The following is a 25,586-nucleotide window of genomic DNA, read 5'->3' as shown; positions in this document are numbered from 1 at the left end:
CCATCAGAACTACCAGGTCGGCCCGAATGACCGGTGGAGCGGGTGGAGCCCGATCGGCGGACCGCCGCTACGGTAAAGAGGTGCTGGCGAGCCGGGTGGTGAAAGCATAATTGCAGTGGTGTTTCTCCCGCGGCTTCGATTGAATCAAGAATATCGGCATTTCGGCGTCAAGTTGTCAGTGTTCAAAGTCCTTCGATGTCCGTAGGTCGGGGTCAAGGCTCGCTTGATCAAGGCAGAGGAGGGTAATCGTCGCAGTTCAACCGACACTTTCGCCGGATGGATTCGGTCTGACGCGTTAAGCGCGGGAAGGGGCCGAATCTCCGACGCGCCTGGTAACTAGATCTGTTCGAGCAGCCAGCCACCAGCGTGAAAGAGGCGCGCCGCACACTGAGTGTGCGGCGCGCTTGTTCCCCGTCAAAGCCTCGACCAGGGCTGAGCTTCCATCTGCGTTACCACTGGCAGCGCTCGTCAAGGCTGCTGATCACCTTCTCGCGTAGTCAGCACGATTGAATACTTGATCATCGACACCAAGCGCCGCCACCAGCGATCCGACGCGCAGGTCGGGCATTCGACATCCAGGATCGGACGGGACGGCAGGATCCGCCCGATCGACGGGGAGGGCGGACGTCGGCTGGCGGGGAGCTGATCAGCGCGAACCCAAGTGCTTCATTGCGCTACATCGCTAAAGCCGCAGGCATCTCACCGTCGACCGCGCACGACGTTCGCAAGCGGGTCATGTCAGGACTCGACCCGGTGCTTCCACGCCGGGGAGGCACAGGCCGAGCACTCCGACGTCGGAAGCGGTGGTGTCTGCTCGAAGCCCGCTGGCGTCGAACGGGCGTCACCCAGGCGCCCGGCTGCGTGCCTTGCCGACGATCGACCGAGCGCCGGTCATGGGCAGAGTTGCGGCAGGATCCGTCATTGCGATTCAGCGCGGCTGGACGGGTGTTGCTGCGTCTGCTGGAACCTGACCTGTCCATCGAATCCCAGCGGGAGCGCATCGCGGCCACGGTTCCGCCTCACTTGGTGGACACGGTTGTCCATCTGGCGCTTGCCAACGCGGCTGCGTGAGCCTCTCTGGCCGACTGCCTGCAGGATCGAGGTTCTGACATGCCGATGCTCGGACGCAGCGCACAGTGATCGAGTACAGCTTCCACGGAGCGATGGGATGGCGAACTGGACGAGTTGCCGCATCCGCTCGCAGGCATCTTCTCGATAAAGGCGGGAGAGTACAAGGTAACGCACGGAGTTCACGTGCCGCCTTCAGCCGTCAGCGTCGAACCGGCAACCATAGTGCAGGTAGGCGACACATGCAGGCTCATACTCTCTACATGGTGAAGGCGAGACTGCTTCACCCGTTTCGGTCCGCATCGGCAAGACGCGGACTTCTGCATCTGCGATGCAGACAAGAGAATCTTGGCAGCAGCCACGGGAGACCAGGCCTGTGGCCTGTTCATTTCCAAGTGTCGACCCTGGTGCGGGCAACCGGCTGGTGAGAGCGGGAGCTCAGAAGTTTCAAGCCGTCAGGCTTGGTTGCCTGCACCGTGGCGAACCCCATTCGCCAACAGGGAGCTGTGCGCATTCGTACTCCTTGAGCGTTTGATAACTTCGGCAGCCAACTGGACCGATCAGCCCTCGAACTGCATTACTTAGTCATGATGATGAACCAGTCCCTTGTCGCAACGATGTCTCCCGATGTCGTCATCGACCGACTGCTGGTCGACGGCGGGGTTGCCGCCGTCGCGCGGGAGGATCTTCTTACCGGCGGGACGAAACAACGCGCAATCATCCCGTATCTGCAACAGTTCATGAGCGAAGGAGCGACAGCCTTCGTCTACGCGAGTCCTGCACCGGGATTCGCTCAGGTGGCTCTGGCACACTCGACTGGTCTTCTCGGTGTAGAATGTTTCCTGTTTTGTGAGACCCATGCTGGCAACTTTCACGAGTATGCGCTGCTCGCCGAGACCTACGGGGCAAAAATTCGTGCCTGCGCTTCACTGGATGACGCCGAGCGTGAAGCAGCGGAATTTACCTCAGAAGACCCGCTCAAGATCAAGTTGCCGCTGGGCTTCGGATCTCCGGACTACATCTCACACCTTCAACGAGCGCTGACACTCGAGTGGACCCACGTCGTCGAAGAGCTGGGCGGAGAGCCACGCGCGCTCTGGTTGCCCGTGGGGAGCGGGACCTTGGCGACCACGTTCCGCGAGATCCTTTCGAGTTCGGTGACCGTGCACTGTGTCGACGTGCGCGTCCTAGACGTGAATGACAGCCGGATCAGGAGGCTTGCGGCCACGCAGGGAGTTGTGATGCATCGCAGCGAACAGATGTTCATGGAGGCGGCGAATGTTTCCCCTCCGGTTCCTTCCAACGCGTACTACGATGCGAAGCTGTGGCCGCTGGTCAAAGTGCAAGCCAACCACGGGGATCTGTGGTGGAACGTTGCACGATGAGCCATGCGATTAGCCATGTGATGATCTAGTCGCACAGCAGTGTCCGGTGGCGCGGAAGCGCGGCATTGAGATGGCTGGACATGGTTGACCTGCTTGAGGTGGGTGCTGCCGGAGGAAATGGTCTCGGCTCGGAACGACTGCTTTCAGCTGGGGAGGCATCGCCATTTCTGCACTCGGTGGGCAGTTGTAAAATTTGATGGCGGTGCCCAGTGTGGGCACCGCCATCAAATGTTATCGCTCTACGTCTTGGCCTATCAGGTGGTGGAACACTTACCTGGGGCTGACAATGCGCAAGAGTTTGTTCGGTGAGCCGGCGAGATGGCTGCTCTGTACGGCATCGTTTGTGGCGCTGTTGACAATCGCGTCCCGGATCTGCTGCGGAGTGGCTGTAGGGTTGTCCGCCAGATAGAGTGCGGCAGCACCGACGACATGGGGAGTCGCCATTGAGGTTCCGCTGATCGTTCTGGTGGCGTTGTCGTCCGAGTGCCAGACCGATGTGATGTTCTCACCGGGTGCGAACAGGTCCAAGCATGGCCCTAAATTGCTGCTTGGCGCCTTTCGATCCGTTGCGGTCGTTGACCCTACAGTGATTCCCTCAGCCGTACGGGCAGGAGACCAGGAGCAAGCCCTTCCAAGGCCGCTCTCTTCATTTCCTGCCGCGAGCCCGTAGGTCACGCCCGAATTGATAGAATTGCGAACCGCCTGGTCTAGGGCGTCATTGCCGCTGCTAGCAAGCTGTCCAAGCGACATGTTCGCTACGGCTGGCTTGACCGCGTTCCGAGTTACCCAGTCAACGCCCGCGATAATACTTGCCCAGCTGCCAACGCCTTGACAGCCCAGCACCCGCACACCGACCAGGTTGACCTTCTTGGCTACACCGTACTTGGTTCCGCCGAGGGTGCCCGCGACATGCGAGCCATGGCCGTTGCAGTCAGAGGCGTCGTTGTCGTTGTCGACGGTGTCCCATCCGGACCGGGCACGGCCGCCGAAGTCGCTGTGAGAGTTGCGGATGCCGGTGTCGAGAACGTAAGCCGTGACGCCCTCACCCTCGTTTGGATAGCTGTAGGAGTCGTTCAGCGGCAGAGCGGCCTGGTCGATGCGATCCAGGCCCCAGGACGGCGTAGGCGTCTGCGACTCGGAGATCTTCACCTCCGCATCCTGCTGGACGTAGGAGACCGACGGGTCCGCGGCCATCCGACGGGCCTGCGACCGGCTCATGGTGGCGGAGAAGCCGTGCAGGGCACTGCTGTAGGTGTGCTTGACGGTGGCCTGGTACTTACTGCTCAACGTGGCGAAGCTGAACTCGCTCGGCTCCTTGAGCACCACGATGTAGCTGTCATTCAAGGGGTTCTCAATGCCTGTGCCCTGAATGTCGCCTTCAGCCGCAGCGGCCATTTCCACTAGCGTCGTAGTCATAGCGACCGTCAGGCCGGCGGCCAACAGAGCCCCAGCCAACCCCTTGGTCCGGAACTTCGAGGAATCTCGCATGTGTAAGATCTCCACTTTGAAGGTTGTCAGTGGCGCGCTATGGGCGAGTTCAACAGGTGTGTCGACAAAATGGTGCTGGCGACTCTTCAAATCATCGCGCAATACGTCTGCGGCGAATCCTCCTGTTGCCTTGTGGGTCGCAGTGCAAGGCTGAGTTGTCAGCCAGTGCGTTTCCATTGATTGGTATTTACTGCACGTCGGAAGACGTGAACCAATGGCGCTCGCTCGCTGATCATGCGCTGCTGTTGCGCAGGGTGCGACCAAATCTTTCGTGCAGCTCTTGAGTGTGACAGGAGTAGATAATCATTCAGTGATTGATCTTAGTATCGCCACAACCTCTCGTTGTCGTCAACGAGCCGAGAGGAAAACGAGTAAGCGCATCGAGCGCTGCGACTGTCCGCTGCGTTCTATGGTGGGCGAGCGCGGGCTGAGCGCCCGAGGCTAGGCCACCAGTCGAACGCTCCACCGCGAGTGGTGGCCCAGCCGCAAGGATTCCCGCGACTGTTAAGAGTGTTTGCCGAATAAGGCGCGGATATCGTGCGCGCGCGCTTCGGGTCATGTCCCCGGCTGCTCTGATCCGTATTGCATTTCCTGACTCGACAGTGCAAATGGAGGTAACGCAGGACGGGTGATCAGCTGGATGCTCTGACGCTCCGCCAGGAGTGGTGGTCAATAGTCAGATCTATTTTTCGCAGCTTCGATGGCATTCCGTTCTGAGTCTGTATTCGTGTCGATAACGGCCCCCGGCCCGAGCTTGCTTTTCGGGTGCCAAAAGTTGAGCAGGCTGGCCTCGTCGCCAGTTTCAACTGGTCGTATCAAAGGTGGCAGCAGAATAGAGACAGTCGCTGAGGATCTCCAGCCTCATACCAAGCCTGAGCTTCGTGGCCAGGCCAACCGGAACGTCGTGCTCGATAGGTAGGCGCGCGTCGACAGTTGGCTCGGAACGGCTCGCGCCCTTGATCTTTGGTGTTAGAAGGGAGGACTCGACGACGCCGAAGTGGCACGGTGCTCGGAGAGGAACCGCTGCATGTCGACGATCCCTCTCCTTCACGAAGCGGGTCCTTCTTCGCCGGCGAATCTCCAGCTCGTCCTGCTCGCTCGCGAACCCGCCGACCGGCGAACTTGTCGCGGTAGCCGGTTCGGCTTTGCAAGGGACCTGTCTCATCCGGGGCTCGCAGACGACATTTCACTAAAACTGCCAGCTGGTATGTGAGCCCAGACGACAGCAGGCAGGTCTCGCCAGCCGACTTGATTGTTTCTGGGCAGCGCTTCGAGGATCGGATAGACCTTCAAGCTGCGGCATCGTCGCGCACTTCTTCGCCGACCGCACCGACACCACGCAAGAGCAGGCCAACGCCGAGTCGTCGCCGTGCTGGAGTCGTCGTTGACGGCTTCCGCACTTACAGCGGCAAGGGCGCATTCGTGTGCTACTTGGTAGAAAATTCGCATAAATGCGTTGGATTGGCTGATAGTGGCCTGGGTACCGTGAAGAGAATTGGCATCCGTTCGATCGTGCGACACAACAAGTAGGCGGCCCGCATAAAGCGAACCGCCTAACTCATGTATACGAGCTTAGCCAGTGATGTTCTTGAGACGGCGGGGCTTGTACTCGCTGCCCGCCTTCAGGCCGTAGCTGACGATGCGGTGATCCGTGCCGTATCCGCCGCGCTGCTCGTAGGCCCAGTAGGAGGTGCGCTGGGCGTTGGCCCACTTCTCGAAGATCACGACGTGGCGGGTGTTGGAGTTGCCGATGGCGTCAATGAACAGATCGCCCATCCGCATGTCGTTCTTGTTGATGGCGACGGTGTAGGTCGAGGACGCGAGGCCCACTGTATTAGGTCCGGGCGCGGGTAGCTTCGCCGCCATCGACACGTACCCCGAACAGTCCGTGCGGTAGCCGCCACGCGTCTTGGTCTGACTGTAGGGCACTCGCTGCGCGGTGTGCGGGTTCCATGACTTGGCGCGGTTGACAAGTTCCTGCCGCGATACCGTCGCTGCAGCAGCTGAGACATTCTCTGCTACAGAAACAGATGCGCTGGCAGAAGCCGCAGAAACTGCGGGAGCGGCCAGGACCGCGAATCCGAGTGCGCTTGCAACAACTCCAGTGAGCAGCCTCATCATTTTCCTCCGGATAGGCCGTACTCGTTGCCTTGGGGCGTCAGGGTGTCGGTAGTTTTCCAACCTGTCAACAGGTCCGTTAGATTCAAACTCGGGAGAGACGTGAAGATCTGTCGCGGATAGGCGCGGTATGCCGTGGAAGCTTGTGGCCGGCAGGGATTCTTGACAGATGACAGAATTGACTCGCGGCACGCGACTTATCAAGCCTGCGGTACAGAGCTGTATTTTCGCGCCGCGCGGCAATGAAGTCGGCGGGGATGTACTGGGGCATGCAATGTGGTCGGTTCAACTGTTAGAGGCCAGATCGGTCGCCTGCTCGATGATCACCAGGGGCTACACGCGGTCCGGGGCATCGACGAGACCTCACTCGTGATCAACGTGCTGGCAGGGTCCTCTGGGTGGACGCGGCTTTGCCAGGCGAAGAGGCGCCCTGTCGTGCTCCGCTACCAGCTTCGCAAGATCGACGACACGGACGAAGTGGTACTCGTCTTGACGGGCTCCGAGCGCGAACGACTTGACCGAAACCCGTTGAGATCATGAGAAGCATGCGGCTTCGGATTCGATTTTCAAGAATCCAGTGTTGCCTGGTGTTTTCCTCGACTCAGGTTCCTACCTTCCGCAGCTGGGGGGCCGTCACCTCGTCATGCGGGAGTCTCCGGTCAGGAGACTGCCTCAATGGCGTTCGACTGCGCAAATTTTCCGTTGAACACCGTTCGTTCAAGATCGTAGGTTATTGCCTGCCCGTCCGGGAAACCGATCTCCGTCAGCGTGATCGCAGAGGCCAGGATCATTGCTTAACAAGTTGATCCCGCATCCTATGGCGGGATCTATGCTCGTAGCCGATGACACAGAAGTTCGCGCTGAGGGTGTCATCGGCCGTTCTCCCTTGCAGGCAAGAACGTTGCACGGCTGCGTTCCGAACCGGCCAGCGGTGAGCGGCTCCGTCAGCGCTGGGGGTGATGCTGTCGAGCTACGAGAGTGAATCGGTCGCGGATCCGACATGCCCTTGTTGCTCCAGTCGCGCCGCAGCTGGGTCATCACGCATGGACTCAAGGGTGTCGTTTGCCGCGCAGGCGATCTGCCTCTGGTTGCCTGCCGGGGCTCAACGACATGAGAATCCGCCGATGCGGCGTGATCGGTGCAGGGCACAACTTGTCGCCCCATCCGAGTTCAAACTGTATACAACTTACGAACTGACGCCGGAGCTGCAGCCCTCGCCTTCAGGGTTCGTTGCCCTCCTCGGGGGACACAAAGTCCTTTGATGGCAGTACTGTTGAGCGCTCCGTGGTCACTCGTCGACGCTGCGTCGCAGCGACATCCCTTGACCAAGTGTATACTGTTCAGTGGACTGCTGTTAACGTCGCGCTGCCTCGGCGCGTGTGCTGCCTGGCACGCCATCCATTACCAGCGTCAGTCCAACTAGGAGGAGGTACATGTCCGAACAGATTCGCCGACTCGTGTCGTTGGCGTCGCGTGTACTGGGGGCGTCCGGGCATCGCGACTTCATCTGGGGGCATGCCTCCGCGCGCGACCCCGCGGGGCGAGGAGTCTGGATCAAGGGTGCGGGATGGGGGTTGGAAGAGGTCACGCCAGACCGGGTTCACCTCGTCGACGGACATGGCGTAGTCGTCGAGGGCACCGGTGCGCGACACAGCGAGTACCCGATTCACACCGAGATCATGGCGGCACGGCCGGACGTCGGCGCGGTAGTGCACACGCATGCGCCGCACGCCGTCGCACTCGCTGCCGCCGGGCTGCCACTTCGCCCGATGAGCCATGCCGCCAACCTCTTCGTGCCGCCCGACATCCCCCGCTTCACCGCAACCGGCGACCTGATCTTGACTCGGCACCTCGGCGAGCAGGTAGCGGCTCAGCTCGGCGACGCGACCGCGCTTTTCCTTTTACACCACGGCATCGTGACTGTCGGGCAGGACCTGCCTGCCGCCACCATGGCGGCCGTGTTGCTGGAGCAGGCTGCGCGACAGCAACTGCTGGTGCAACAGTTCGGCGGCTCGCCGACCTGGTCTGATCCACATGAGTCGCTGTCCAAGCGATCCAACTGCTACTCACGGCCTGCGCTTCTCCAGGCATTCGAGTACCTCGTACGCCGCCTGCCGCCAGCAGGCGACGACATGTTCATCGACGACGCGGCACATACTGGAGTTACTGATGTCGGACCATGACCTCAAGCCACCGGCGCAGACAGCCACCTCGCGTGTCGGCAGCGATTCGGCGTCGGCGTCCTCCACAGTTCGCGGTCGCGCCATCCGATCAGCGGCGCGCCGACTGCTGTCAGTCAACGAGTTCGGAATCAGCGCAGTGCTCGTCGTGCTGGTGCTGGCCATCGGTTTGTACGATCCGGTCTTTCTCGAACCGAACGTTCTGCTCACCACGCTGCGGCAGGCCGCGTTCGTCGCCATCGTGGCCTATGGAATGGTCTTCTTGCTCGCCATGACCGAGTTCGATCTATCGGTGGGTGGCACGTACGCGGTCTGTTTCATCGTGTGCGCCGTGATGATGGCCAACGATGGTGTCAACCCGTGGCTGGCAGCGCTGATCTCGATTGTCCTCGGTGCCGGTCTCGGCGCACTCAACGGCGTACTGGCGAGTCTGCTGCGCATCCCCGTCATCATCGTCACCCTGGGGACGCTGTCGGCTTACCGCGGGGTGGTCACCGTGATCAGTGACAACGCTTCCGTGCGTGGCCTTCCAGTAGACCACGCGTTCTTCACCGGGCTCGGTGATCAGTGGCTCGGCATGCCGGTGGCAGCCTGGTTCGTGGTGGTCCTGGGCATCGTTCTGACGATCGTGTTCACCAAGACCCGCTTCGGGGCAATGGTTCGGGCGATCGGCTCGAACCGGGACGCTGCCGCCTTCTCCGGCATTCCCATCGGCCGCATCCGGCTCTACGCGCTGATGGTCGTGGGAGCGCTCGCCGGACTGGCCGGGGTGTTGAACCTCGCGTATTTCCAGGGAGCGGATCCGACAGTCGGAGCAGGTTTCGAGTTGCAGGTGATCGCCGCCGCGATCATCGGTGGTACGGCGGTGACCGGTGGCTCGGGCACCGTGCCTGGTGCGCTCATCGGCGCCCTGGTCGTATCGGTCATCAACGGCGGCCTGGTCTTCTTCAGGGTTCCCACGACATGGACCAACGTCGTCACCGGAGCGGTGATCCTGATCGCGGTGGGCATGGATGCCTTGATCCGCCGACGACGCGACGCGGCGTTGCGACTGACGGCGTGAAGCCGGGAATTCACATCCGCACAAACAGATGAGGAGCAATGTCATGCGTGCACCGCGCAAGCTCGGCCCACGGCGTTCAGTCATCTCGCGTCTGGCCATCGCGGCCACGATGCTCGGCCTGGCCGCGTGCACCGGGGCTGAAACTCAGCAGACGACTGAGGGAGAGGGCGGCCGGGAGGTGAACATCGCCTTCTCGACGAGCGTCCCGGCCGGTGAGGACTCACGGGTGATCTTGATGGGTGTGGAGCGGGCGGCTCAGGATCTGGGCCCGGTGCGGTTCACGTTCGAGCCGCCGGCCAACTACGACCCGATCGCCGCGCAGAGGCAGACCACCGACCTGTTGTCCACCAGGCCGGACGCGATGGCGATCGCGCCTCAGCCGCCGGACGTGTGGCAGCGAACGCTCACCCAGGTCGCTGACCAGGTCGAAGCTGTCACGTATCAGGCCAAGCCAGTGGGAACGGCCGACCAGGTCGGCAACGCCGTCATCCGAACCTACGTGGGGGCGAACGACACCACTCTGGGCAGGGAGGCCCTGCGCGCGACCATCGACAACGCGAGGCTGGGTCCGGAGACCACCGGCACGGTGTTGCTCGGCACCTGCGTGCCGCAGACGGTCGGCTCGTTGTACGAACGGGTGCAGGGATTCCGCCAGGCGGTGGCCGAGCGGCTGCCGCGAGCTCAGATCAAGGAGTTCGACTCCAAGCCTGAACCTCGCGAGAACATCAACGCTTGGGAGGCCGCCATTCAGTCGACTCCAGACGCGGTTGTCGGCATCGGCGCTTGTGATCAGGACGGTGCCAGTCTCCACAACATCAAGACGCGGTCCGGCGCCCGGCTCGCGGCCGGCGCGCTCGAAACTCCGCCTGAGGTGCTGCGTGGACTGCGCGAGGGGACTATCGCCGCAGCGGTTTCTGACAACTACTGGTTGATGGGCTACATCACGACACGGCTGCTCGTCGAGCGTGCCCGCGGTGGCCCTGAGCTGCCCGAAGGGTTCATCGACACCGGTTTCACCGTTGTCAACCGCGACAACGTCGACCAGATCGAACAACGCAACTCCACGCCCGAGACGCTTGCGAGTGGGTACGCGCCCCGGGTCGAGGAGCTGTTCGGCGACCTTGCGAAGCATGTTCGCCCCCTCGCCGAGGCATGGTGATTCGGTATGTACGTGGCGTCGGGTATCACCAAGCACTACCAGGGCGTCCACGCTCTCAACGGTGTTGATCTCACAGTTCGTGCCGGCGAGGTGCACGCCCTGCTCGGTGCGAATGGCGCAGGCAAGTCGACGCTGGTCAAGATCCTCGTCGGCGCCGAGCAGCCGACCTCGGGGTCGCTCACGCTTGACGGCAGGCCAGTGCGCTTCGCTGACGTGGGCGATGCTGCGGAGAAAGGCGTCGCGATCGTCTCGCAGGAGCTGAATCTCTTCCCCGATCTCAGTGTGTTGCACAACCTGTTCCTGACACGCGAACCGCTGCGCAGCGGGGTGCTGGTGGACCAGGCCGAGATGCGCCGCAGAGCGCGGCCTGTGCTGGAGGCGGTGGGTCTGGACGTACCGGTCGACCGCCTGGTCGGCCAGCTTCGGCTCAGCGAACGGCAACTGGTCGAGATCGCGCGGGCGTTGCTGGGTGAGCCAAAGCTCCTGCTGCTCGACGAGCCGACCTCAGCGCTTCGCGCGGCGGAGACCGCGCGTCTGCTCGGAGTAGTTCGAACTCTGCGGGACCAGGGCGTTGGCATCGTCTACGTGTCACACATGCTGGAGGACGTCTTCGCTGTTGCCGACAACGTCACGATCCTGCGCGACGGCTGCGTCGCTGTGGCCGGAGAGCCGTGCACGTCGATGACCATTCGCGGAGTTGTCGGGCACATGCTCGGTGCGGCAAAGCCACTCGACGGTGAATCGGCAAAGCGGCCGGAGCGACCTGAAGGCGAGCAGCCACCACACAGCGCACCCCTTCGCCTGGAAGGGGTCGCAGTGGCCGACGAAGTGGGGCCGATCGACCTCACCGCCCACCCAGGCGAAGTCGTGGGGCTAGCGGGCCTTGAGGGATCTGGGGCGCACACGGTGTTCGAGGTGATCTTTGGTCGACGCCGGGCCGACGCAGGCACAATCACCCTGCCGACCGGTCGGCCTGGTCCGTCGTCGGAGACACAAGCGGTGCGCTCAGGGGTGGCGTTCATCCCAGGTGACCGCCGACGGCTCGGGCTGATGCTGGAGAAGCCGATCTTCGAGAACATCGCGATCGTGCGTGGCGGCCCGCTGCGCGGGATGGGCTTCCTGCTGAACGGGAAAGCCATGTTGGCCCGCGCGGAACATTGGCGCAACCGGCTCGGCATCAGGATGAGCTCACCCCGCACACCGGTCGGTCACCTGTCCGGCGGAAATCAGCAGAAGGTGGTGTTCGCCAAGTGGCTCGAGACCGAGCCGCCCCTGGTGCTGCTGGACGATCCGACCAGGGGGGTAGACATCGGGGCCAAGGCGGAGATGCACGCAGCGGTCGCCGACATGGCGGCGAGCGGGCGGGTGGTCCTGGTGACGTCGAGCGACCTCAAGGAGCTGAGTGACATCTGTGACCGCGTGGTCATCTTCTTCCAAGGCCGCGCGTGCGGGGAGCTCCGAGACCAGCAGCTCAACGAGCACAGCCTCCTCGAGGCGATGAACACCGGTGATCTCGCGTCCTGCTGAGTCGCTAATCGTGCGGGTGCGCCGATCAGGTGGTCAAAAGGCCGTCGACGGTCCGGTTCCGACTTGTCGAACCGGACCGTTCCGGAGGCCCGCCTAGACTTATGTGTATACACTTGAAGCTGTAGTGTATACAAAAACTTGCGTGTGGAACTGACGGGAGAAATGCGGCTGTGCGTATCACACGACCGGAGTTGCCATCTGGAGCCCAGCCGACGCGTGAGCTCATGCGTTGGCTTCCCCAGTTCTCCCATGCCGAGCGCGACCGCCGATGGGGGCTCGTCCGCAACGGCATGGCCGAGGCTGAGGTCGACGCGTTGCTGGTGCTCGGCACGGACATCTTCTGGGGAATGGGAGTGGCCAACCTCCAGTACCTCTTCCACGTCGAAGGTCAACCCGCGTGCGACGGCCTGCTACCCCTCGAGGGTGAACCGGTGGTCTGGGCGGGAACCCCGCACACCACCTGGCCGGCCAACCGCAACCTCTCCGTGCAGAGCTGGTGCTCAGACGTGCGCACGCGGGAAGGCATGGCTGGAATCGCCGCGGAGGTTCGTGCTCGTGGTCTGGAGCGCAGCAGGCTCGGCCTGGTCGGCTTCGCGTCTGCCATTCAAACCACCACTGTGTTCCTCCAGGGCGACATCGAGGCCCTGCGGAGGCTGCTGCCCGACGCCGAGTTCGTCGACTCGAGCCAACTGCTGCAGGACGTCCGGCTGGTCAAGTCGGAGGAAGAGATCGACAGGCTTCGTCAGGCGGCGGCGATCGCGAGGCAGACGCTGCGCGCGCTCATCGAGACCGCGCGACCAGGGGTGACCGAGGCGGACGTCTACGCGGAGATGGCTCGCACGCACATCGCTGAGGGCGGTGAACCCTCGCTCTTCATGTTGTTCGGGGCGGGGCCGGTCGAGCACCCGTCCGATGAGCTGTGGAACCTCCTGCACGCGGCCGAGGGGCCGAAGACCCCCACTCAACGACCGTTGAACCAGGGTGATCTCGTCATCGCCGAGTGGCACACGAAGTACGGGGGCTACCGCTGCCACACCGAATGCAGTGTTTACCTCGGCCCGAAAGCACCAGATCAGCTGCTGCGCATCTGGGACGTGTCGCAGGAGTGTCTCGAGGCCAGCAAGAGCGCGCTCCGCGCTGGGAACACCTTGCGCGAGGCGCTGCGGGAGATCCGCGCCCCGGCGGCGCGCGCCGGCCTGGATTGGGTGGAGCTCGGCTTTCACGCCATGGGCGCGGCCTCCCCCGAGTTCCCGACCGTGATCTACGAGGAGGGCTTTGGGCCCCCGATGCTCAACGGGCACGGAATCGGGGACTTCGTGCTCCAGGAAGGCATGACGTTCGGCAACAACGTCAACCTGCACGACAGCGCGTGGAAACCTGACGTGGGCTGCATGGTCGCCGACTTCATGGTGGTCCGGCCCGGCAGGGCGGAAGCACTGGTCGGTGTCCCGGTTGAGCTACCACAGGTCGGCTGACGACGCCCACCAGGAAAGGAGGCGGTGAGGTAGGTGGCTAAGAGGAAACCACAGCAGGCCTGCACGGTCCGCTCAGAACGACCTGATCGCGATGCGAGACATTCGCGGGTCCACTGCCATTGCTGCCTGGATGCGGCGGACGTGCAAGGTGCGTCCGCCGCCGTGAGCGACCGGTAGCGTGCGTTGGTGATGGATAACTGGCTGGACGGGCTGCGTCCCCTCCCACGGCCCTCCGGCGCGCCCGCTGCCCACGTTGCGCACGCGCACTTGCGGGCATTGGTCCTCGACGGCGCCATCCCGCCCGGCGCGGTGATGAACCAGGTCGACATCGCCGACCGGCTGGGGATGTCTCGCACGCCTGTCCGTGAGGCCATCCGAATGCTCCAGGAAGAGGGCCTCGTCGAGGCTGAGCCGTTCAAACGAGCACGAGTGGTCGGGTTCGACGCGGCGCAGCTGGAAGCGGTGTACGTCCAGCGGATCATGCTCGAAGGTCTGGGCACCGCGATGACCGTGCCGAGGATGACCGGCGCGCAGTGCGACGACCTCTCGAGAATGGCTCAGGAACTGAACCGCACGTCGCCGGGCGCGGACCGCACCGACGAGTGGAACTCGACGCACAACCGGTTCCACATGGCGCTTGTGTCCGGAGTGAGCGAGCACCTGCGACGCACCATTGAGACCAACATGCAGCGGGCTGAGCAGTTCCGCGCCATGTATCACTACCGCGGGCCGCTGCCGTCGTTCCAACACGCTGGCGGCCACGAGCGCATAGCCGCGCTTTGTGTGGAAGGCGATGCCGCGGGTGCCGCGAGCGAGTTGGTGGTCCATCTCGCCCGCTCGGCCCTGTCGATGATCGGTCAGCTTGCCCCGCGGTACGACCCGGTGGCGGTCCGCTTGAGTCTTGATCGAGTTCTTGACCACGGCCGATAGAATTGCCCGCCAGAGGGTGGCCGGAGCCCAGTGTCGTGCGCTGGGCTCCGGCCACCCTCTGGCCACATCTCATGTCGTGCTCGGCCTGAGATCTGCTGCGAGCACCGGCATGTGCAGCGTCGGGAGCCCTTCGATCGTGAGGGCGATGACGTCGCCCCCCACGAGGCGGGAAACTCCGTCGACCGTGCCCGTGGCGATGATGTCGCCCGGCTCGAGCGTCATCGCCTCCGAATAGACCTCGATCAGCCGCGGGACGTCGTAGATGAACTCCGCCGTGTTGCCTCGCTGCCGGACTTCGCCGTTGACCCGCAGCTGCAGGTCCAGCACGTCAGGGTCCGGCACCTCGTCCGCGGTCACGATGGCCGGCCCGATGGGCGTGAACGTGTCGAAGCTCTTGCGGTATGGCCGGTCCTCCTCGCCGCGCATCGTGATGTCCAGCAGCGGAACGTAGCCGAAGACGTACCGCAGCGCGTCCTCGCGGGTGACTCGCCGGGCCCGCGCGCCCATGACCACTCCCAGTTCGCCTTCGTGGTCGATCCGGCGGTCGTGGTAAGGGAGTTCGATCGCGGCGTCCGGTCCGACGATCGAAGACGGAGCCTTGAGAAACCCGCGGTACTTCTCGATTGTTCCTGAGGGCTGCGTGGAGCCGCGGGTGGTCATCTCCTGCAGGTGAGCGGCATGGTTCGCGGCTGCGGCGACGATCTTCGTCGGTCGCGGCTGCGGTGCTCGCAGCACGACGTCCGAAAGTGCCGTTCCCACCGACCTGCTCGCAATTTCGACAGCGGGCCTCAGCTGCGGCCAGTGCTCGATCAGCGCGTTCATCCGGTCGTCCGGGCGGATCGACGAGTCGATCAGGTCGCTTATGTCGACGATGCTGTCCCGGAGACCCCACACGCCAAGACGGTGAGCGTCGAAGAGGCTGAGTCTCATCGGTCGAGGCATCCGATCGCTGTGTGAATCGCAACCCTGAATCGAACACTTGTCAGTGGAGTCATGGCCAAAGTGTATACTCTTGAACGGTAGCCAGGTAGCACCAGGATTCGGGCCCGCGACAGGTTGCTCGTCAGGTCGGAGGAGAGCAGTGGAGAACGCCAACGACAGCAGTGGTCCGGCTCGACCGGACACCATGGAGATCGCGTACGACGAACTTTGCGGCGCGCTCGCCGCGCAGGACCTCACCGGTTTGTGGCGCAGGGACGGCCTCGGTGCTCAGCCCACACCGAGGACCAGGCCGCACCTGTGGCAGTGGAAGACCATCGCGCCGCTCGCCAAGCAGGCGGGCACCGTGGTGCGAGTCAACGAGCGCGGCGATGCCCGCCGCGCACTGCAGTTCTGCAATCCAGGACTCCAGATGGGCACAACGGAGTCGTTCTTCGGCGCGTACCAGTATCTCGCGCCGGGTGAGACGGCGCCCGCGCACAGGCATTCCCCGGCAGCCATCCGGTTCGTCGTCCAGGGCAAGAACGTGTTCACCACGGTCAACGGCGACGCGTGCGAAATGACCCCTGGCGATCTGATCCTCACCCCGAACTGGGCCTGGCACGATCACACGAACTACGGCAGCGACCCGATCATCTGGTTCGACGCGATCGACCACCCGCTCGTGGCGCAACTGGAGTCGATCTTCTTCCAGGAGCATCCGGACGGCATGCAGGAGGTGATCGGCCACAACGTCTCAGAGCGCGGCTTCGGTGCTGTGGGGCTGCAAGAGACTTCGATGTCGGCGAGCGTTTCATCGCACTCGCCGCTGCTGCGGTACCCCTACAGCGAGGTCGACCGGACGCTCGAATCGCTACACGCCGCGGCCGGCGGGGCAAGTGTGACAGTCGAGTACAAGAACCCGATCACCGGCGGTCCGGCGATTGCCACGATGACGTGCGAGATGACACGTGTTTACCCTGGTGTCCCGACCACGCCACAGCGCCAGGCCGGCGGGCGCATGTACGTCGTCTTCCGCGGCTCGGGCACCTCGGTCATCGGCGGCACCGAGTTCGCCTGGTCCGCGGGAGACGTCTTCGTCGTCCCCTCCTGGGTACCTGTTGAGCACAACGTTTCCGAGCAGTCGGATCTCTTCGTCGTCGGCAACCGGGCGGTGCTCGAGGCGCTGCACCTGTTCCGCAAGGCTGAACTCGATGAACAACAGAAGGTCACTGGTGTTTTCGCGAAAGACTGAGCCGCGAATGCGAATCACAGATGATGGCACTTCCGCAGCGGTGTCGCGGCGGTGCCCGCTCCGAAGGACGCGATCGTGAAGCCGCCGCCGTTCACCTATCACCGACCGGCCACCCGCTTCGAGGTCGATGAACTGCTCGGTGAGTACGGCGCCGACGCGAAACTGCTGGCCGGAGGGCAGAGCCTGGTGCCGATGCTCAACATGCGACAGATGAGCCCGGCGCACGTGATTGACCTTGGCGGGCTTGTGGGCGAGCCGAGTGTGCCCGTGTGGCGTGGTGCCGAAAGCACCCTGTGGTTCGGCCCTCTCGTCCGGCATGTCGCGGTGGAAAAGTCCAGGGCGGTGCTTGAGGGCGCTCCTCTGCTGAGCAAGGCGATGGACATGGTCGCCCACCCGCCGGTACGCAGCCGTGGGACGTTCGTCGGCGCCATCGCGCATGCCGACCCGGCCTCGGAACTCCCGGCTGTGCTGGTTTTGCTGGGCGGTCAGGTGCGGGTTCGCAGTCATAACGGCATCCGCACGCTCGCCGGGCAAGAGCTGTACGCCGGCCCGTTCGAGCTCACGATCGCCGCGGACGAGTGGATCGACGAAGTCCGTCTCCCCCCAGGTCGGCGCAGCGACCGGTTCGCCATCGAGGAGTTCACCCGCCGCGACGCTGACTTCGCTGTCTGCGGCGTCGCGGCGACTGTGCGGGAAGTGGGGGACGTGCTTGTGACAGCGCTCGCCTTCTTCGGAGTCGGAGCCACTCCACGACGTTTCGAGCTGTCGGCGATGAGCTCGGATGACATCACGGGCGGGCAGCTGGACCTCGCAGTGCGCGAGTTGGTGGCGGCACGGCTGGAACCGCACGACGACATCCATGCCACCGCCGCGTTCCGCCGCCACCTCGCTGAGCGGCTCGCTGTCCGCGCAGTTCGCCGTGCGGCCACCAGCGAGAGGAGTACCGAATGAGGGTTTCGCCTGGCGAGCAGGTCACCGTCAAGTTGTCCGTCAACGGCATCGTCCATGACGTCGCAGTCGAGAGCCGCTGGCTTTTGTCCGACGTGTTGCGCCATCAACTCGGGCTGACGGGCACCCACGTGGGTTGCGAGAACGGCGCCTGCGGCTGTTGCACTGTGATCGTCTCCGGCCAACCAGCCAGAGCCTGTCTGCTCTTCGCCATCCAGCTCGAGGGCGCTGAGATCGAGACCGTCGAGTCGCTCGCCGCACCGGACGGCGAGCTGCATCCGTTGCAGGAGAGCTTCCGGCGCCACCACGGCTTGCAGTGCGGCTTCTGCACCCCGGGACAGCTCATGAACGCCAAGCCGCTGTACCGGCAGGCACCTGAGATGCCCGACTGCGAGCTGCGCTCGGCCCTCAGCGGGATGATCTGCCGCTGCACCGGATACCAGGGCATCGTCGACGCGGTCCGGGACGCCGCGCGGATCGAGGACGAACGCGAGGACGCGAAATGACCACATCATTCGTCGGCTCCTCGATCCAGCGACGTGAGGACGACCGCCTGCTGAGAGGCGAAGGCACGTTCGTCGACGACATCGCCATGGACAACACCTTGCATGCCGCGTTCGTGCGCTCAGAGGCCGCGCATGCCCTGATAACAGGTATCGACGTCACGCGTGCGCTGGAGATCGATGGTGTAGTGGCGGTGCTGACCTATGACGACCTCGCTGGGACACCGCTCGCGGCCCCGTTGCGGGTCTCCCAGCCCCATCCGGCGATTCGCCACGCACGTACGCCGTACCCGCTCGCCCGCGACGAGGTGCACCACGTCGGCCAGCCGATCGCCATGGTGGTAGCGCGCGATCGTTACATCGCCGAAGACGCCGCTGCGGTGGTGCACGTCGACTACCAGCACCTGCCGGTAGCTGTGGATCTCGTCGGCGCGGCTCGTGGTGAGGACGGGCCCGCACACAGCGACATGGACGGCAACGTCTACGCCTCGTTGTCGGAACACGTCGGTGACGTCGATGCCGTGCTCGCCAAGGCGGAACACGTCTTCGAGTACGACCTTCGGTATGAGCGTGCGGCCGGTACTCCGTTGGAGGGCAGGGGGCTGCTCGCGACGTTCGACGAACTCGGCGGCCGGATGCGGCTGTGGGACTCCACGCAAGCCCCAATGATGGTGTGCCACGGACTGGCACCACTCCTCGGGCTCGAGCCGGAGCAGATCGAGGTCATCTCACCGGACGTCGGCGGCGGGTTCGGTACGAAGGCGTTCCAGCTCTACCCCGAGGAAGCGCTCGTGCCGTGGGCCGCGCGCTGGCTCGGCGCTCCGCTCAAGTGGATCGAAGACCGCAAGGAGGCCTTCGTCGGGTCCAACCAGCTGCGCTCCCAGGTCACCCATGTCAAGGTCGCCGTGGACGGCGAGGGGCACTTGCTGGCGCTCGACGTGCGTTATCTGCACGACAACGGCGCCTTCTGTCAGTTCGGGATCTTGGTGCCCAGCGTCACCGCGTCTGAATTGTCCGGGCAGTACCGCATCCCGAACCTCCGGTTCTCGTTCGACGCCGTCTACACCAACACAACGCAGTGTTCTCCGTACCGCGGCTCGGGTCAGCCCTACGCCACGTTCGTCGTCGAACGGATGATGGACTGGGTGGCGCGGGATCTCGGCATCGACCGTGCTGAGATCCGCAGGCGGAACTTCATCCCTCCCCAGGGGATGCCCTACGACACCGGACTGTCATTCCCGCACGGCAACCGAAGCGTCTACGACTCCGGGCAGTACCCTGCGCAGTTCGAGACCCTCCTGGAGGCGATCGGCTACGACGGATTCGCCGCGGAGAAGGCGGCGGCCGCGGCCGAAGGGCGTCGGATCGGTTTGGGGCTCACCTGCTACGTCGACGTCGGTGGTACCGGTCCGTACGAGAGCACGAAGGTCACTGTGCTACCAGACGGTTCGGTATCCGTGGTCGCGGCCACGTCTGACACCGGTCAGGGACACGAAACGATGTACTCACAGCTGGTCGCCGACCAGCTCGGAGTGCCGATGGAGCGCGTCCGGGTGACCACGGGTGACTCGCGCAGGACGCAGTACGGCTTTGGGACGTGGGGCAGCCGGACCGCGGCTGTGGGCGGAAGTTCGGCTGTACAAGCGGCCGCGACGGTCGCTACGAAGGCGAAAGCGATAGCCGCACGGTTGCTCGAGGTGGACGCCGGGGACCTTGAGCTCGCCGACGGAGCGGTCCGGGTCAAGGGCGCCGCGCACGTCGCCGTCCCGCTGACCGAGCTGGTCATCCCAGCCCGCTTCGGACGCACGTCAGGGGGCGAGTCGTCGCCTGGTCTGACGGCCGCGTCCTACTGGTCTCCGTCCGCGATGATCTTCTCCTCCGGAGCACACGGTGTCGTCGTTGAGATCGATCCGGAGACCTACGACCTGAACATCCTGCGTTACGTGATCGCCCATGACTGCGGCAAGGTCATCAATCCCATGCTCGTGAGAGGGCAGGTCCTTGGCGGATTCGCGCACGGCATCGCCGATGCGTTCTACGAGCGGCGTCATTACGACAACGCCGGACAACTGCTCAACCAGAATCTGATGGGCTACCTGGTCCCGTTCGCCTCGGAGATCCCCCAGGTCGAGGTGCGGCACATGGAGTCATCTTCACCGGTGAGCATTCACGGCGTCAAGGGTGCGGGCGAAGCCGGGAGTGTTCCCGTTCCCACCGCGATCGCCAGCGCCATCGAGGACGCCCTGGGCTTCCCGATTGACGCGATGCCGCAGTCCCCTCTCACACTCTTCGAGCTGGCGCAGCGGCACGGCCGTTAGCAGCGGGCTCGCCGATCGGACTTGACGAAAGGACAAGACATGGAACTCGAAAATCGATTGGTTCTCGTGCTGGGCGGTGCAGGGGGAATCGGCAGGGCCGGCGCTCTCGCCTTCGCCGCTACCGGCGCCGCGGTCGCGGTCGCGGATGTCGACAAGGCAGCGGCGGAGGTGGTTGCCGGTCAGATCACGGCAGCCGGAGGAGCAGCGTCCGCTCATGCCTGTGATGTCAGCGATGACGCTGCGGTGTTGTCACTCCGAGATGAGCTTGCGGGCGACGCCCTTGTGCCAGACGTGCTGTGGTGTCACGCAGGTGCCAATGCCGAGGGGCCGGTGGAACGGATCCCGACCGATGAGTGGAAGTGGGTGTTCAACACCAATGTTCTCGGCATCTCCCGCGCTCTGCAGGCGTTCCTGCCGTCGATGCGCGAACGAGGCGCCGGTCGGGTGGTGATCACGTCGTCGACCCTGGGACTGTTCGGCCACAAACCGCTCGCGTTGCCCTACATCGCGTCCAAAGCTGCCCAGATCGGACTCGCTCAAGGGCTTTCGCGGTACCTCGACGGCTCTGGTGTGGGTGTGACTCTGCTGCTGCCCGATCTCACCGAGACGGGATTCCGCACGTCCGCGCGGCTCGTCGGCGCTGACGCCGAGGAGATGAAACGGCTCGCGGGGCCGCGTATGCGAACCCAGCCGCCCATGTCTGCGGAAGACGTGGCTGACGCGTTGATCGAGGGCGTTCGCAAGGATCAGTTCCTCGTCTCGCTGATGGCCAACACGGACAGGCGCCTCGCCGAGCACGCAGCTGCTGGGTTCGACCCCTCGGCGTTGCCGGTGGGCTGGCCGGAAACGTGAGCTGGTCAGTGTTCGGCTGGCATCTCGAGAAGTTGAGGGGATGAGCGGGCCAGCTTCTGGTTCGTGAATGCTCTGAGCCGGGGGGACGAGGATCTTCTTGATCTTTGTTCCCCCGGCTCGAGTTCGAGGAGCCCCCTTCAAGTTGCCCGTTCCCGCTGGTTCGGCAGCGCTGCTGGGCACTGCCTCGAAACCGGGACCGATGCCGTCGCACCTCCAGCACCGCAGTCGTCGGCTACGAAAAGACCATCCGTGTAGACCCAAACGGAACAACGCACTACGGTGAAGGTATGACTGACCTGGAAGTACGCGAACTGCGATACTTCATCGCGGTGGCTGAGGAGCTCAATTTCTCGCGGGCCGCTGAACGGCTCGGTATCGCGCAGCCGCCACTCTCTCGTACCGTTCGCCAGATCGAGAGTCGGCTGGGGGTCCAGCTGCTGTGGCGTGACACCCGCCGGGTTGAACTCACCGAGGCCGGCAGGGTCTTGCTGGCCGAAGCGCTGAGCATCGTCGAGGCGGTGTCCGCAACCGTCAACCGCACCCGGCGTGCAGGGCAGATCACGCCCAAGTTGACCGCGACTGCCAAACCAGGCTTCGCGTCCGGGTTGCTCCGCGGCATTGTCGAGGCCTACGGAGCCCTGCCGGGCGCGATTCAAGTCGACATCCTCGTCAGTGGCTACCGGCAGCAGGTGCAACTGGTGCGCAACGGCGAGGTCGACGTGGCTTTGGCGAGCTCCCCGTTCGACCTCACGGGGCTCGACAGCGAGCAACTGACGACCGAACCGAGAGTCGCGGCCCTACCTGCGAAGCATGAACTTGCCCGTCGGCCGACCTTGCGCTGCCGGGACTTGGCCGGCCTGCCGTTTCCAGACTGGCCCGGCATCGATGCGGCCGCGCGCGCGTACTGGTGTGGTCAGGATCGCGACTTCTCAGGGACTCGTAGCCTGGCCCCACGCAACGACGTGGATGTATCCGGTCCTCTCGTCAGTGACATCTCCGCGCTCTTGGACGTGGTTGGGCTTGAACAAGCCGTGGCACTGATTCCGATTTCCGTGGCAAAGAACAATCCCCGTGCGGATGTTGCGTATCGGCCAGTAGTCGATGCCAGTCCGTTCACGATGGCAATGGCGTGGCCCGCCGGTAGCTCGGATCCGCACCTTGCAGCTTTCGTGCGCACCGCAGTCGAAGTCACCACAGCCCTGCAGGACGTTGATTCCCATGACCAAGCGGGTTGAGCGCTGAATCTTCTGTTCTGTGGGCGTAATTCATCTCTCGGAATCGCCGAAACGGCCAGGGCGGTATGGATGTCCGACGCTCGTATCCCAAGCCGCAGAAATCCTGGTTCGCTCAGGGGCCTTCGATCTAGCCGGACCCCGGAGTGTCACGACGTGCAAACCGACCTGGACGCCTGTTGATGTAAAGGCGTCCAGGTCGAGTCTCAGTGTGCAGTTCAGGCTGAGCGTTTGAAGACCCGGGATTCGCCACACTGAGACTTGCTCGGTCACAGAACCTGGGAGCCAGTCCGCAGCAGCAGCCGGCCCACTATGTCGGCCAGTGCCGCCTGCAACTCCTGATCAGCTAGGGCGAGATCGTCGGCGAATGCCGTGTCGGCATTCGCGACGGGCAGTTCGTCATCCAGCACATCGGCGCCAATCGTCTTGAGCACCTTGCGGACCTCGGCTTGTGCCCAGACTGCACCGAACATTCCGGTGGACGCGCCGATGACAGCGACCGGCTTTCCGCGAAGAGCATTGTCAGGAAAGGGGCGTGACGCCCAGTCCAGCGCGTTCTTCAGCTGCCCCGGCACAGAAGCGTTGTACTCAGGCGTTGCCACCAGGACGCAGTTGGCCTCCGCGATCGCTCGTCGAAACAGGTTGACTGACTCCGGTGCGACAACATCCTCGTCGTAAGGAGGAATGTCCCGCAGGCCACTGTAGACCTCTAGAGTCACGTCAGCAGGCAGTTCCCTCGCGGCCGCCAGCAGCAACTGCTTGTTGTGTGAAGCTTCGCGCAAACTTCCGCAGAGACCGAGAACGCGCACCATGGTCACCCCGTCTTGGTCAGAGCGACGTTGGCGATCAGGCGAACCTCGTAAGCGAGCGCGTCGCCCCCCTTGGGCAGAGGCATCTGCCAGGTGAGCCCCCACTCACGCCGGTCAACCGTCGCTTCGAGCGCGATCGCGGCACGAGTACCTCCGAACGGGTCCTCGACCGGCAACTCGTACGTGCCGGTGGCTTTGAAAGGCTTGGTGATGCCCTTGATCGTCAGCTCGCCATCGACGATCGCCGTGCCGTCGTCGCGAAGCTCGACGTCGGTAGACCGGAACTTCATCTCAGGATGGTTCTTCCCGTCAAAGAAATCGGCACCGTTGACAACTTTGTCGCGAAACTCCGCCGGGGTCCTGATCGAGACCGACTCGACACGAACCGCGCCCTCGAATCGGATTCCGTCCTCGCTCGCTACCACCTGTGCCTCAACATCGTCGAACGACGCCCGAAACAATGAAATCGTCATGTGCTTCACGGCGAACGTGAACGACGAGTGTGCTGGATCTGCGGCGAACGTGCCGACGATCGACTTCGCATTGAGAGACATATTGCTAACTTTCTCCTGGAAACAGGCTGTAATGCCCATCTTGCCTACGGGTTTCGAGTTTCAGGGCGCTTGTGGGCGCGTAGAAACAGCTATTCTAAATCTGCTCCACTTGCTGGAGCTGCACTTTCGATTAACGGTTCAGGATAATGCGGAAAACGGCGTTGCGGGAGACAGGCACCGGTATGGCGAAGCTGTTCGTCGTGACGTTGTCGTCAACCGGTCGCACAGCGACGGTGGTGGTCAATCCGAGGACGTCGCCGGTCGTGTTGACAAGCGATCCGCCGGAGCAAGGCGGGTCTATCGCCGCATTCATCTCCAGAATAGCGACAGCAGGCCCCTGGTTTATCTGAACCAGCCGGGAAAGTGCAGCAACTTTCGTGGCTGTGACGGTTGGGCCGGACACCGTTGAACAGACGACGAACAGGCCGTCTCCGGTCTTGAGCTTGGCCAGCGCGTCCCCGACGTTCACCGGCACGGCAACATCGGTGCTTCCGGGGAGCTGTACAGCGGCGACATCAAGCTCAGGCGCCGTGCCGAGGACGCTTCCCAAGCGGCGAGAACCGTCCCGCAGGGTCAGCCAGACCTCTGCCGCGTCCCCCACGACATGTGCGGTGGTCACCACGATCCCGTCGATGGGGACGCGGATCCCGGACCCCGTCGTGGTCACCCCACTGCTGTGCCTGGCCTCGATCGTGACGAGGTTGGGCAGCACGTAACGCGCCACGTCTGCGGGGACGGCAGCTGATGACTCGGGACCGGAACCAATGGCTTGCCCAACTCTCGGTGCGGATCCAGAGCTGCAGGCCGATACGGCGAGAACCGCGGCGACAACCGCACCCACCCGCATCCGCCGTAGAGCCGTGAAGGCGATCCGAAGGATCCGCGGCGGCTTCGCATCTGAGCCTCGGTGCCTGGTCAAGAGCACTCCAGTCATCGGGTCGCACCCCATCTGGCAGAGCCACGTCGTAGCCACGCAGGTGGTTGCGTTCGGACAAGCCTGTTCAACTCGGGCACCACATCAAATGTGGCCAAGGCCAGATCGGTTGTTGCTTTGGAACGGCTGTGAGGGCTCGCCCGCAGTCGCCCCACTGGAACCTTCGGCCAGCCAATGGCCTCAGCACCAGTGCGCCCTTGCCCGAAGAGATCGCGCTGAGCCGGTTGAGCCAGAAGTCCGTTGCTGCCAGACGGCGTTGGTCTGCTGACTCTCGTTATTCTTGCGTTACGGCCGGACCTGTTTGCCGAGCTGGTGCATGCCGTCTCGTTGTGTGCGGCACGGAGGGTGAGCGCGGCGACGCCCCCAGGCCGCCGCCGCGCCGCATTCGTCCAGGGGAGGACGTCAGACACGGCTGTGCTGCCTCGAGCCCGTCTTTCGCTGGGCGATCAAGTAGTGATCAAGGCTGAAGCGGCCGGGACCCGTCAAGATGAACGCGATCGAGGCCACGCCCATGACGAGCGCGAGCGCAGAGCCGGGGCCGTCCGGTCCGGGGAGAAGTGAGTGATCGGCGTGCACGAAGATCATGGCGCCTGCCATCACGACGATGAAGCCCGCGCTGACGAGCCGGGTCAGAACACCCAGGACGAACAGCAAGCCGCCGAAGAACTCGACGTAAGCGGTGAAGGCAGCGCTCAGCGCTGGCAACGGGATGCCCATCGCCTGGTAGCCCTCGATGTTCGCGTCAATGCCTTCTTCAAAGAGGCTTGCGGCCCCGGCAACGATGAACACTGTCGCGACCACGAGCCGTAAGGCAAGCAGACCAATGTCGTTCATCGCAGGAGACGTACCTGTCAGAATTTGTCGAATCTG

At 63.7% G+C, this 25,586-nt stretch carries 22 protein-coding genes; 14 read left to right on the top strand and 8 right to left on the bottom strand.

What is annotated here, in order from left to right; genetic code table 11:
- Window positions 1-735: 735 nt before the first annotated feature.
- Together IEY88_RS45790 and IEY88_RS42330 are read left to right on the top strand one after the other, a co-directional pair.
- The gene (locus IEY88_RS45790) at window positions 736-1,071 is read left to right on the top strand and encodes a hypothetical protein (RefSeq protein WP_505744130.1); all 336 of its coding nucleotides are present in this window, start codon (window positions 736-738) and stop codon (window positions 1,069-1,071) included.
- 584 nt (window positions 1,072-1,655) lie between these two features.
- A complete protein-coding gene (locus IEY88_RS42330) occupies window positions 1,656-2,453 on the top strand; it encodes a pyridoxal-phosphate dependent enzyme (protein ID WP_189160542.1) in 798 nt (265 codons plus the stop codon).
- 270 nt (window positions 2,454-2,723) lie between these two features.
- On the opposite strand, the gene IEY88_RS42325 is transcribed toward IEY88_RS42330, so the two are convergent.
- The 3 genes from IEY88_RS42325 to IEY88_RS45210 all read right to left on the bottom strand — a co-directional run bounded on the left by IEY88_RS42325 (window position 2,724) and on the right by IEY88_RS45210 (window position 6,850).
- A complete protein-coding gene (locus tag IEY88_RS42325) occupies window positions 2,724-4,118 on the bottom strand; it encodes a S8 family peptidase (protein ID WP_229694282.1) in 1,395 nt (464 codons plus the stop codon).
- Window positions 4,119-5,513: 1,395 nt separating this feature from the next.
- Window positions 5,514-5,870 (bottom strand): hypothetical protein, encoded by a 357-nt coding sequence (locus tag IEY88_RS42320; protein WP_189160541.1) that lies wholly within the window; start codon window positions 5,868-5,870, stop codon window positions 5,514-5,516.
- An 848-nt stretch (window positions 5,871-6,718) separates the two neighbouring features.
- Complete coding sequence (locus IEY88_RS45210; protein WP_268241291.1) at window positions 6,719-6,850, bottom strand: hypothetical protein; 132 nt, start codon at window positions 6,848-6,850, stop codon at window positions 6,719-6,721.
- Window positions 6,851-7,492: 642 nt separating this feature from the next.
- On the opposite strand from IEY88_RS45210, the gene IEY88_RS42315 reads away from it, so the two are divergent.
- The 6 genes from IEY88_RS42315 to IEY88_RS42290 all read left to right on the top strand — a co-directional run bounded on the left by IEY88_RS42315 (window position 7,493) and on the right by IEY88_RS42290 (window position 14,393).
- Entirely contained in the window at window positions 7,493-8,242 is a 750-nt protein-coding gene (locus IEY88_RS42315) for a class II aldolase/adducin family protein (RefSeq protein WP_189160540.1), read from the top strand.
- Entirely contained in the window at window positions 8,229-9,302 is a 1,074-nt protein-coding gene (locus IEY88_RS42310) for an ABC transporter permease (RefSeq protein ID WP_189160539.1), read from the top strand. Before IEY88_RS42315 ends, IEY88_RS42310 begins: the two co-directional genes overlap by 14 nt.
- A 109-nt stretch (window positions 9,303-9,411) precedes the next feature.
- The gene (locus tag IEY88_RS42305) at window positions 9,412-10,461 is read left to right on the top strand and encodes a sugar ABC transporter substrate-binding protein (RefSeq protein ID WP_189160538.1); all 1,050 of its coding nucleotides are present in this window, start codon (window positions 9,412-9,414) and stop codon (window positions 10,459-10,461) included.
- A 6-nt stretch (window positions 10,462-10,467) separates the two neighbouring features.
- Entirely contained in the window at window positions 10,468-11,988 is a 1,521-nt protein-coding gene (locus IEY88_RS42300) for a sugar ABC transporter ATP-binding protein (RefSeq protein ID WP_189160537.1), read from the top strand.
- Window positions 11,989-12,212: 224 nt separating this feature from the next.
- Entirely contained in the window at window positions 12,213-13,463 is a 1,251-nt protein-coding gene (locus IEY88_RS42295) for a M24 family metallopeptidase (RefSeq protein ID WP_189160536.1), read from the top strand.
- 189 nt (window positions 13,464-13,652) lie between these two features.
- The gene (locus tag IEY88_RS42290; RefSeq protein WP_189160535.1) at window positions 13,653-14,393 is read left to right on the top strand and encodes a GntR family transcriptional regulator; all 741 of its coding nucleotides are present in this window, start codon (window positions 13,653-13,655) and stop codon (window positions 14,391-14,393) included.
- Window positions 14,394-14,462: 69 nt separating this feature from the next.
- On the opposite strand, the gene IEY88_RS42285 is transcribed toward IEY88_RS42290, so the two are convergent.
- Window positions 14,463-15,287 carry a fumarylacetoacetate hydrolase family protein gene (locus IEY88_RS42285; protein ID WP_229694281.1) on the bottom strand — a complete coding sequence of 275 codons (825 nt, stop codon included), beginning with the start codon at window positions 15,285-15,287 and terminating at the stop codon, window positions 14,463-14,465.
- A gap of 187 nt (window positions 15,288-15,474) precedes the next feature.
- On the opposite strand from IEY88_RS42285, the gene IEY88_RS42280 reads away from it, so the two are divergent.
- The 6 genes from IEY88_RS42280 (at window position 15,475) to IEY88_RS42255 (ending at window position 22,422) form a co-directional block, all read left to right on the top strand.
- Window positions 15,475-16,566: a cupin domain-containing protein gene (locus IEY88_RS42280; RefSeq protein WP_189160533.1), complete on the top strand. Its 1,092-nt coding sequence runs from the start codon at window positions 15,475-15,477 to the stop codon at window positions 16,564-16,566.
- 75 nt (window positions 16,567-16,641) lie between these two features.
- Complete coding sequence (locus IEY88_RS42275; protein ID WP_189160532.1) at window positions 16,642-17,517, top strand: FAD binding domain-containing protein; 876 nt, start codon at window positions 16,642-16,644, stop codon at window positions 17,515-17,517.
- Window positions 17,514-18,020, top strand: coding sequence for a (2Fe-2S)-binding protein (locus tag IEY88_RS42270; protein WP_189160531.1), 507 nt, complete (start codon window positions 17,514-17,516; stop codon window positions 18,018-18,020). The genes IEY88_RS42275 and IEY88_RS42270 overlap by 4 nt, the downstream gene beginning before the upstream one ends.
- Window positions 18,017-20,335 (top strand): xanthine dehydrogenase family protein molybdopterin-binding subunit, encoded by a 2,319-nt coding sequence (locus IEY88_RS42265; protein WP_189160530.1) that lies wholly within the window; start codon window positions 18,017-18,019, stop codon window positions 20,333-20,335. Before IEY88_RS42270 ends, IEY88_RS42265 begins: the two co-directional genes overlap by 4 nt.
- 39 nt (window positions 20,336-20,374) lie before the next feature.
- Window positions 20,375-21,187: an SDR family NAD(P)-dependent oxidoreductase gene (locus IEY88_RS42260; RefSeq protein ID WP_189160529.1), complete on the top strand. Its 813-nt coding sequence runs from the start codon at window positions 20,375-20,377 to the stop codon at window positions 21,185-21,187.
- Window positions 21,188-21,474: 287 nt separating this feature from the next.
- Complete coding sequence (locus IEY88_RS42255) at window positions 21,475-22,422, top strand: LysR family transcriptional regulator (RefSeq protein ID WP_189160528.1); 948 nt, start codon at window positions 21,475-21,477, stop codon at window positions 22,420-22,422.
- Between the two features lie 266 nt (window positions 22,423-22,688).
- Here IEY88_RS42255 and IEY88_RS42250 read toward each other — a convergent pair whose 3' ends face one another.
- From IEY88_RS42250 to IEY88_RS42235, 4 genes are all read right to left on the bottom strand, one after another.
- Window positions 22,689-23,231, bottom strand: a complete 543-nt coding sequence (locus IEY88_RS42250) for an NADPH-dependent FMN reductase (protein ID WP_189160544.1) — start codon at window positions 23,229-23,231, stop codon at window positions 22,689-22,691.
- Between the two features lie 2 nt (window positions 23,232-23,233).
- Window positions 23,234-23,782 (bottom strand): YceI family protein, encoded by a 549-nt coding sequence (locus IEY88_RS42245; RefSeq protein WP_189160527.1) that lies wholly within the window; start codon window positions 23,780-23,782, stop codon window positions 23,234-23,236.
- Between the two features lie 130 nt (window positions 23,783-23,912).
- Window positions 23,913-24,506, bottom strand: coding sequence for a trypsin-like peptidase domain-containing protein (locus IEY88_RS42240; protein ID WP_189160526.1), 594 nt, complete (start codon window positions 24,504-24,506; stop codon window positions 23,913-23,915).
- A gap of 612 nt (window positions 24,507-25,118) precedes the next feature.
- Entirely contained in the window at window positions 25,119-25,550 is a 432-nt protein-coding gene (locus IEY88_RS42235; RefSeq protein ID WP_189160525.1) for a DoxX family protein, read from the bottom strand.
- Window positions 25,551-25,586: the final 36 nt, after the last annotated feature.

Origin of the sequence: Lentzea pudingi (assembly GCF_014646255.1) — a bacterium.
Classification (GTDB): Bacteria; Actinomycetota; Actinomycetes; order Mycobacteriales; family Pseudonocardiaceae; genus Lentzea; species Lentzea pudingi.
Note: the sequence above shows the minus strand (reverse complement) of the source record. Positions and strands in the feature narration are given on the sequence as shown.

Bases quoted from the DNA above. Each gene is read 5' to 3' on its own strand.
- IEY88_RS45790 (WP_505744130.1), top strand. From the start codon at position 736: ATGTCAGGACTCGACCCGGTGCTTCCACGCCGGGGAGGCACAGGCCGA.
- IEY88_RS42330 (WP_189160542.1), top strand. From the start codon at position 1,656: ATGATGATGAACCAGTCCCTTGTCGCAACGATGTCTCCCGATGTCGTC.
- IEY88_RS42325 (WP_229694282.1), bottom strand. From the start codon at position 4,118: ATGGAAACGCACTGGCTGACAACTCAGCCTTGCACTGCGACCCACAAG.
- IEY88_RS45210 (WP_268241291.1), bottom strand. From the start codon at position 6,850: ATGATCCTGGCCTCTGCGATCACGCTGACGGAGATCGGTTTCCCGGAC.
- IEY88_RS42315 (WP_189160540.1), top strand. From the start codon at position 7,493: ATGTCCGAACAGATTCGCCGACTCGTGTCGTTGGCGTCGCGTGTACTG.
- IEY88_RS42310 (WP_189160539.1), top strand. From the start codon at position 8,229: ATGTCGGACCATGACCTCAAGCCACCGGCGCAGACAGCCACCTCGCGT.
- IEY88_RS42305 (WP_189160538.1), top strand. From the start codon at position 9,412: ATGCTCGGCCTGGCCGCGTGCACCGGGGCTGAAACTCAGCAGACGACT.
- IEY88_RS42300 (WP_189160537.1), top strand. From the start codon at position 10,468: ATGTACGTGGCGTCGGGTATCACCAAGCACTACCAGGGCGTCCACGCT.
- IEY88_RS42295 (WP_189160536.1), top strand. From the start codon at position 12,213: ATGCGTTGGCTTCCCCAGTTCTCCCATGCCGAGCGCGACCGCCGATGG.
- IEY88_RS42290 (WP_189160535.1), top strand. From the start codon at position 13,653: ATGGATAACTGGCTGGACGGGCTGCGTCCCCTCCCACGGCCCTCCGGC.
- IEY88_RS42270 (WP_189160531.1), top strand. From the start codon at position 17,514: ATGAGGGTTTCGCCTGGCGAGCAGGTCACCGTCAAGTTGTCCGTCAAC.
- IEY88_RS42265 (WP_189160530.1), top strand. From the start codon at position 18,017: ATGACCACATCATTCGTCGGCTCCTCGATCCAGCGACGTGAGGACGAC.
- IEY88_RS42260 (WP_189160529.1), top strand. From the start codon at position 20,375: ATGGAACTCGAAAATCGATTGGTTCTCGTGCTGGGCGGTGCAGGGGGA.
- IEY88_RS42255 (WP_189160528.1), top strand. From the start codon at position 21,475: ATGACTGACCTGGAAGTACGCGAACTGCGATACTTCATCGCGGTGGCT.
- IEY88_RS42250 (WP_189160544.1), bottom strand. From the start codon at position 23,231: ATGGTGCGCGTTCTCGGTCTCTGCGGAAGTTTGCGCGAAGCTTCACAC.
- IEY88_RS42245 (WP_189160527.1), bottom strand. From the start codon at position 23,782: ATGTCTCTCAATGCGAAGTCGATCGTCGGCACGTTCGCCGCAGATCCA.
- IEY88_RS42235 (WP_189160525.1), bottom strand. From the start codon at position 25,550: ATGAACGACATTGGTCTGCTTGCCTTACGGCTCGTGGTCGCGACAGTG.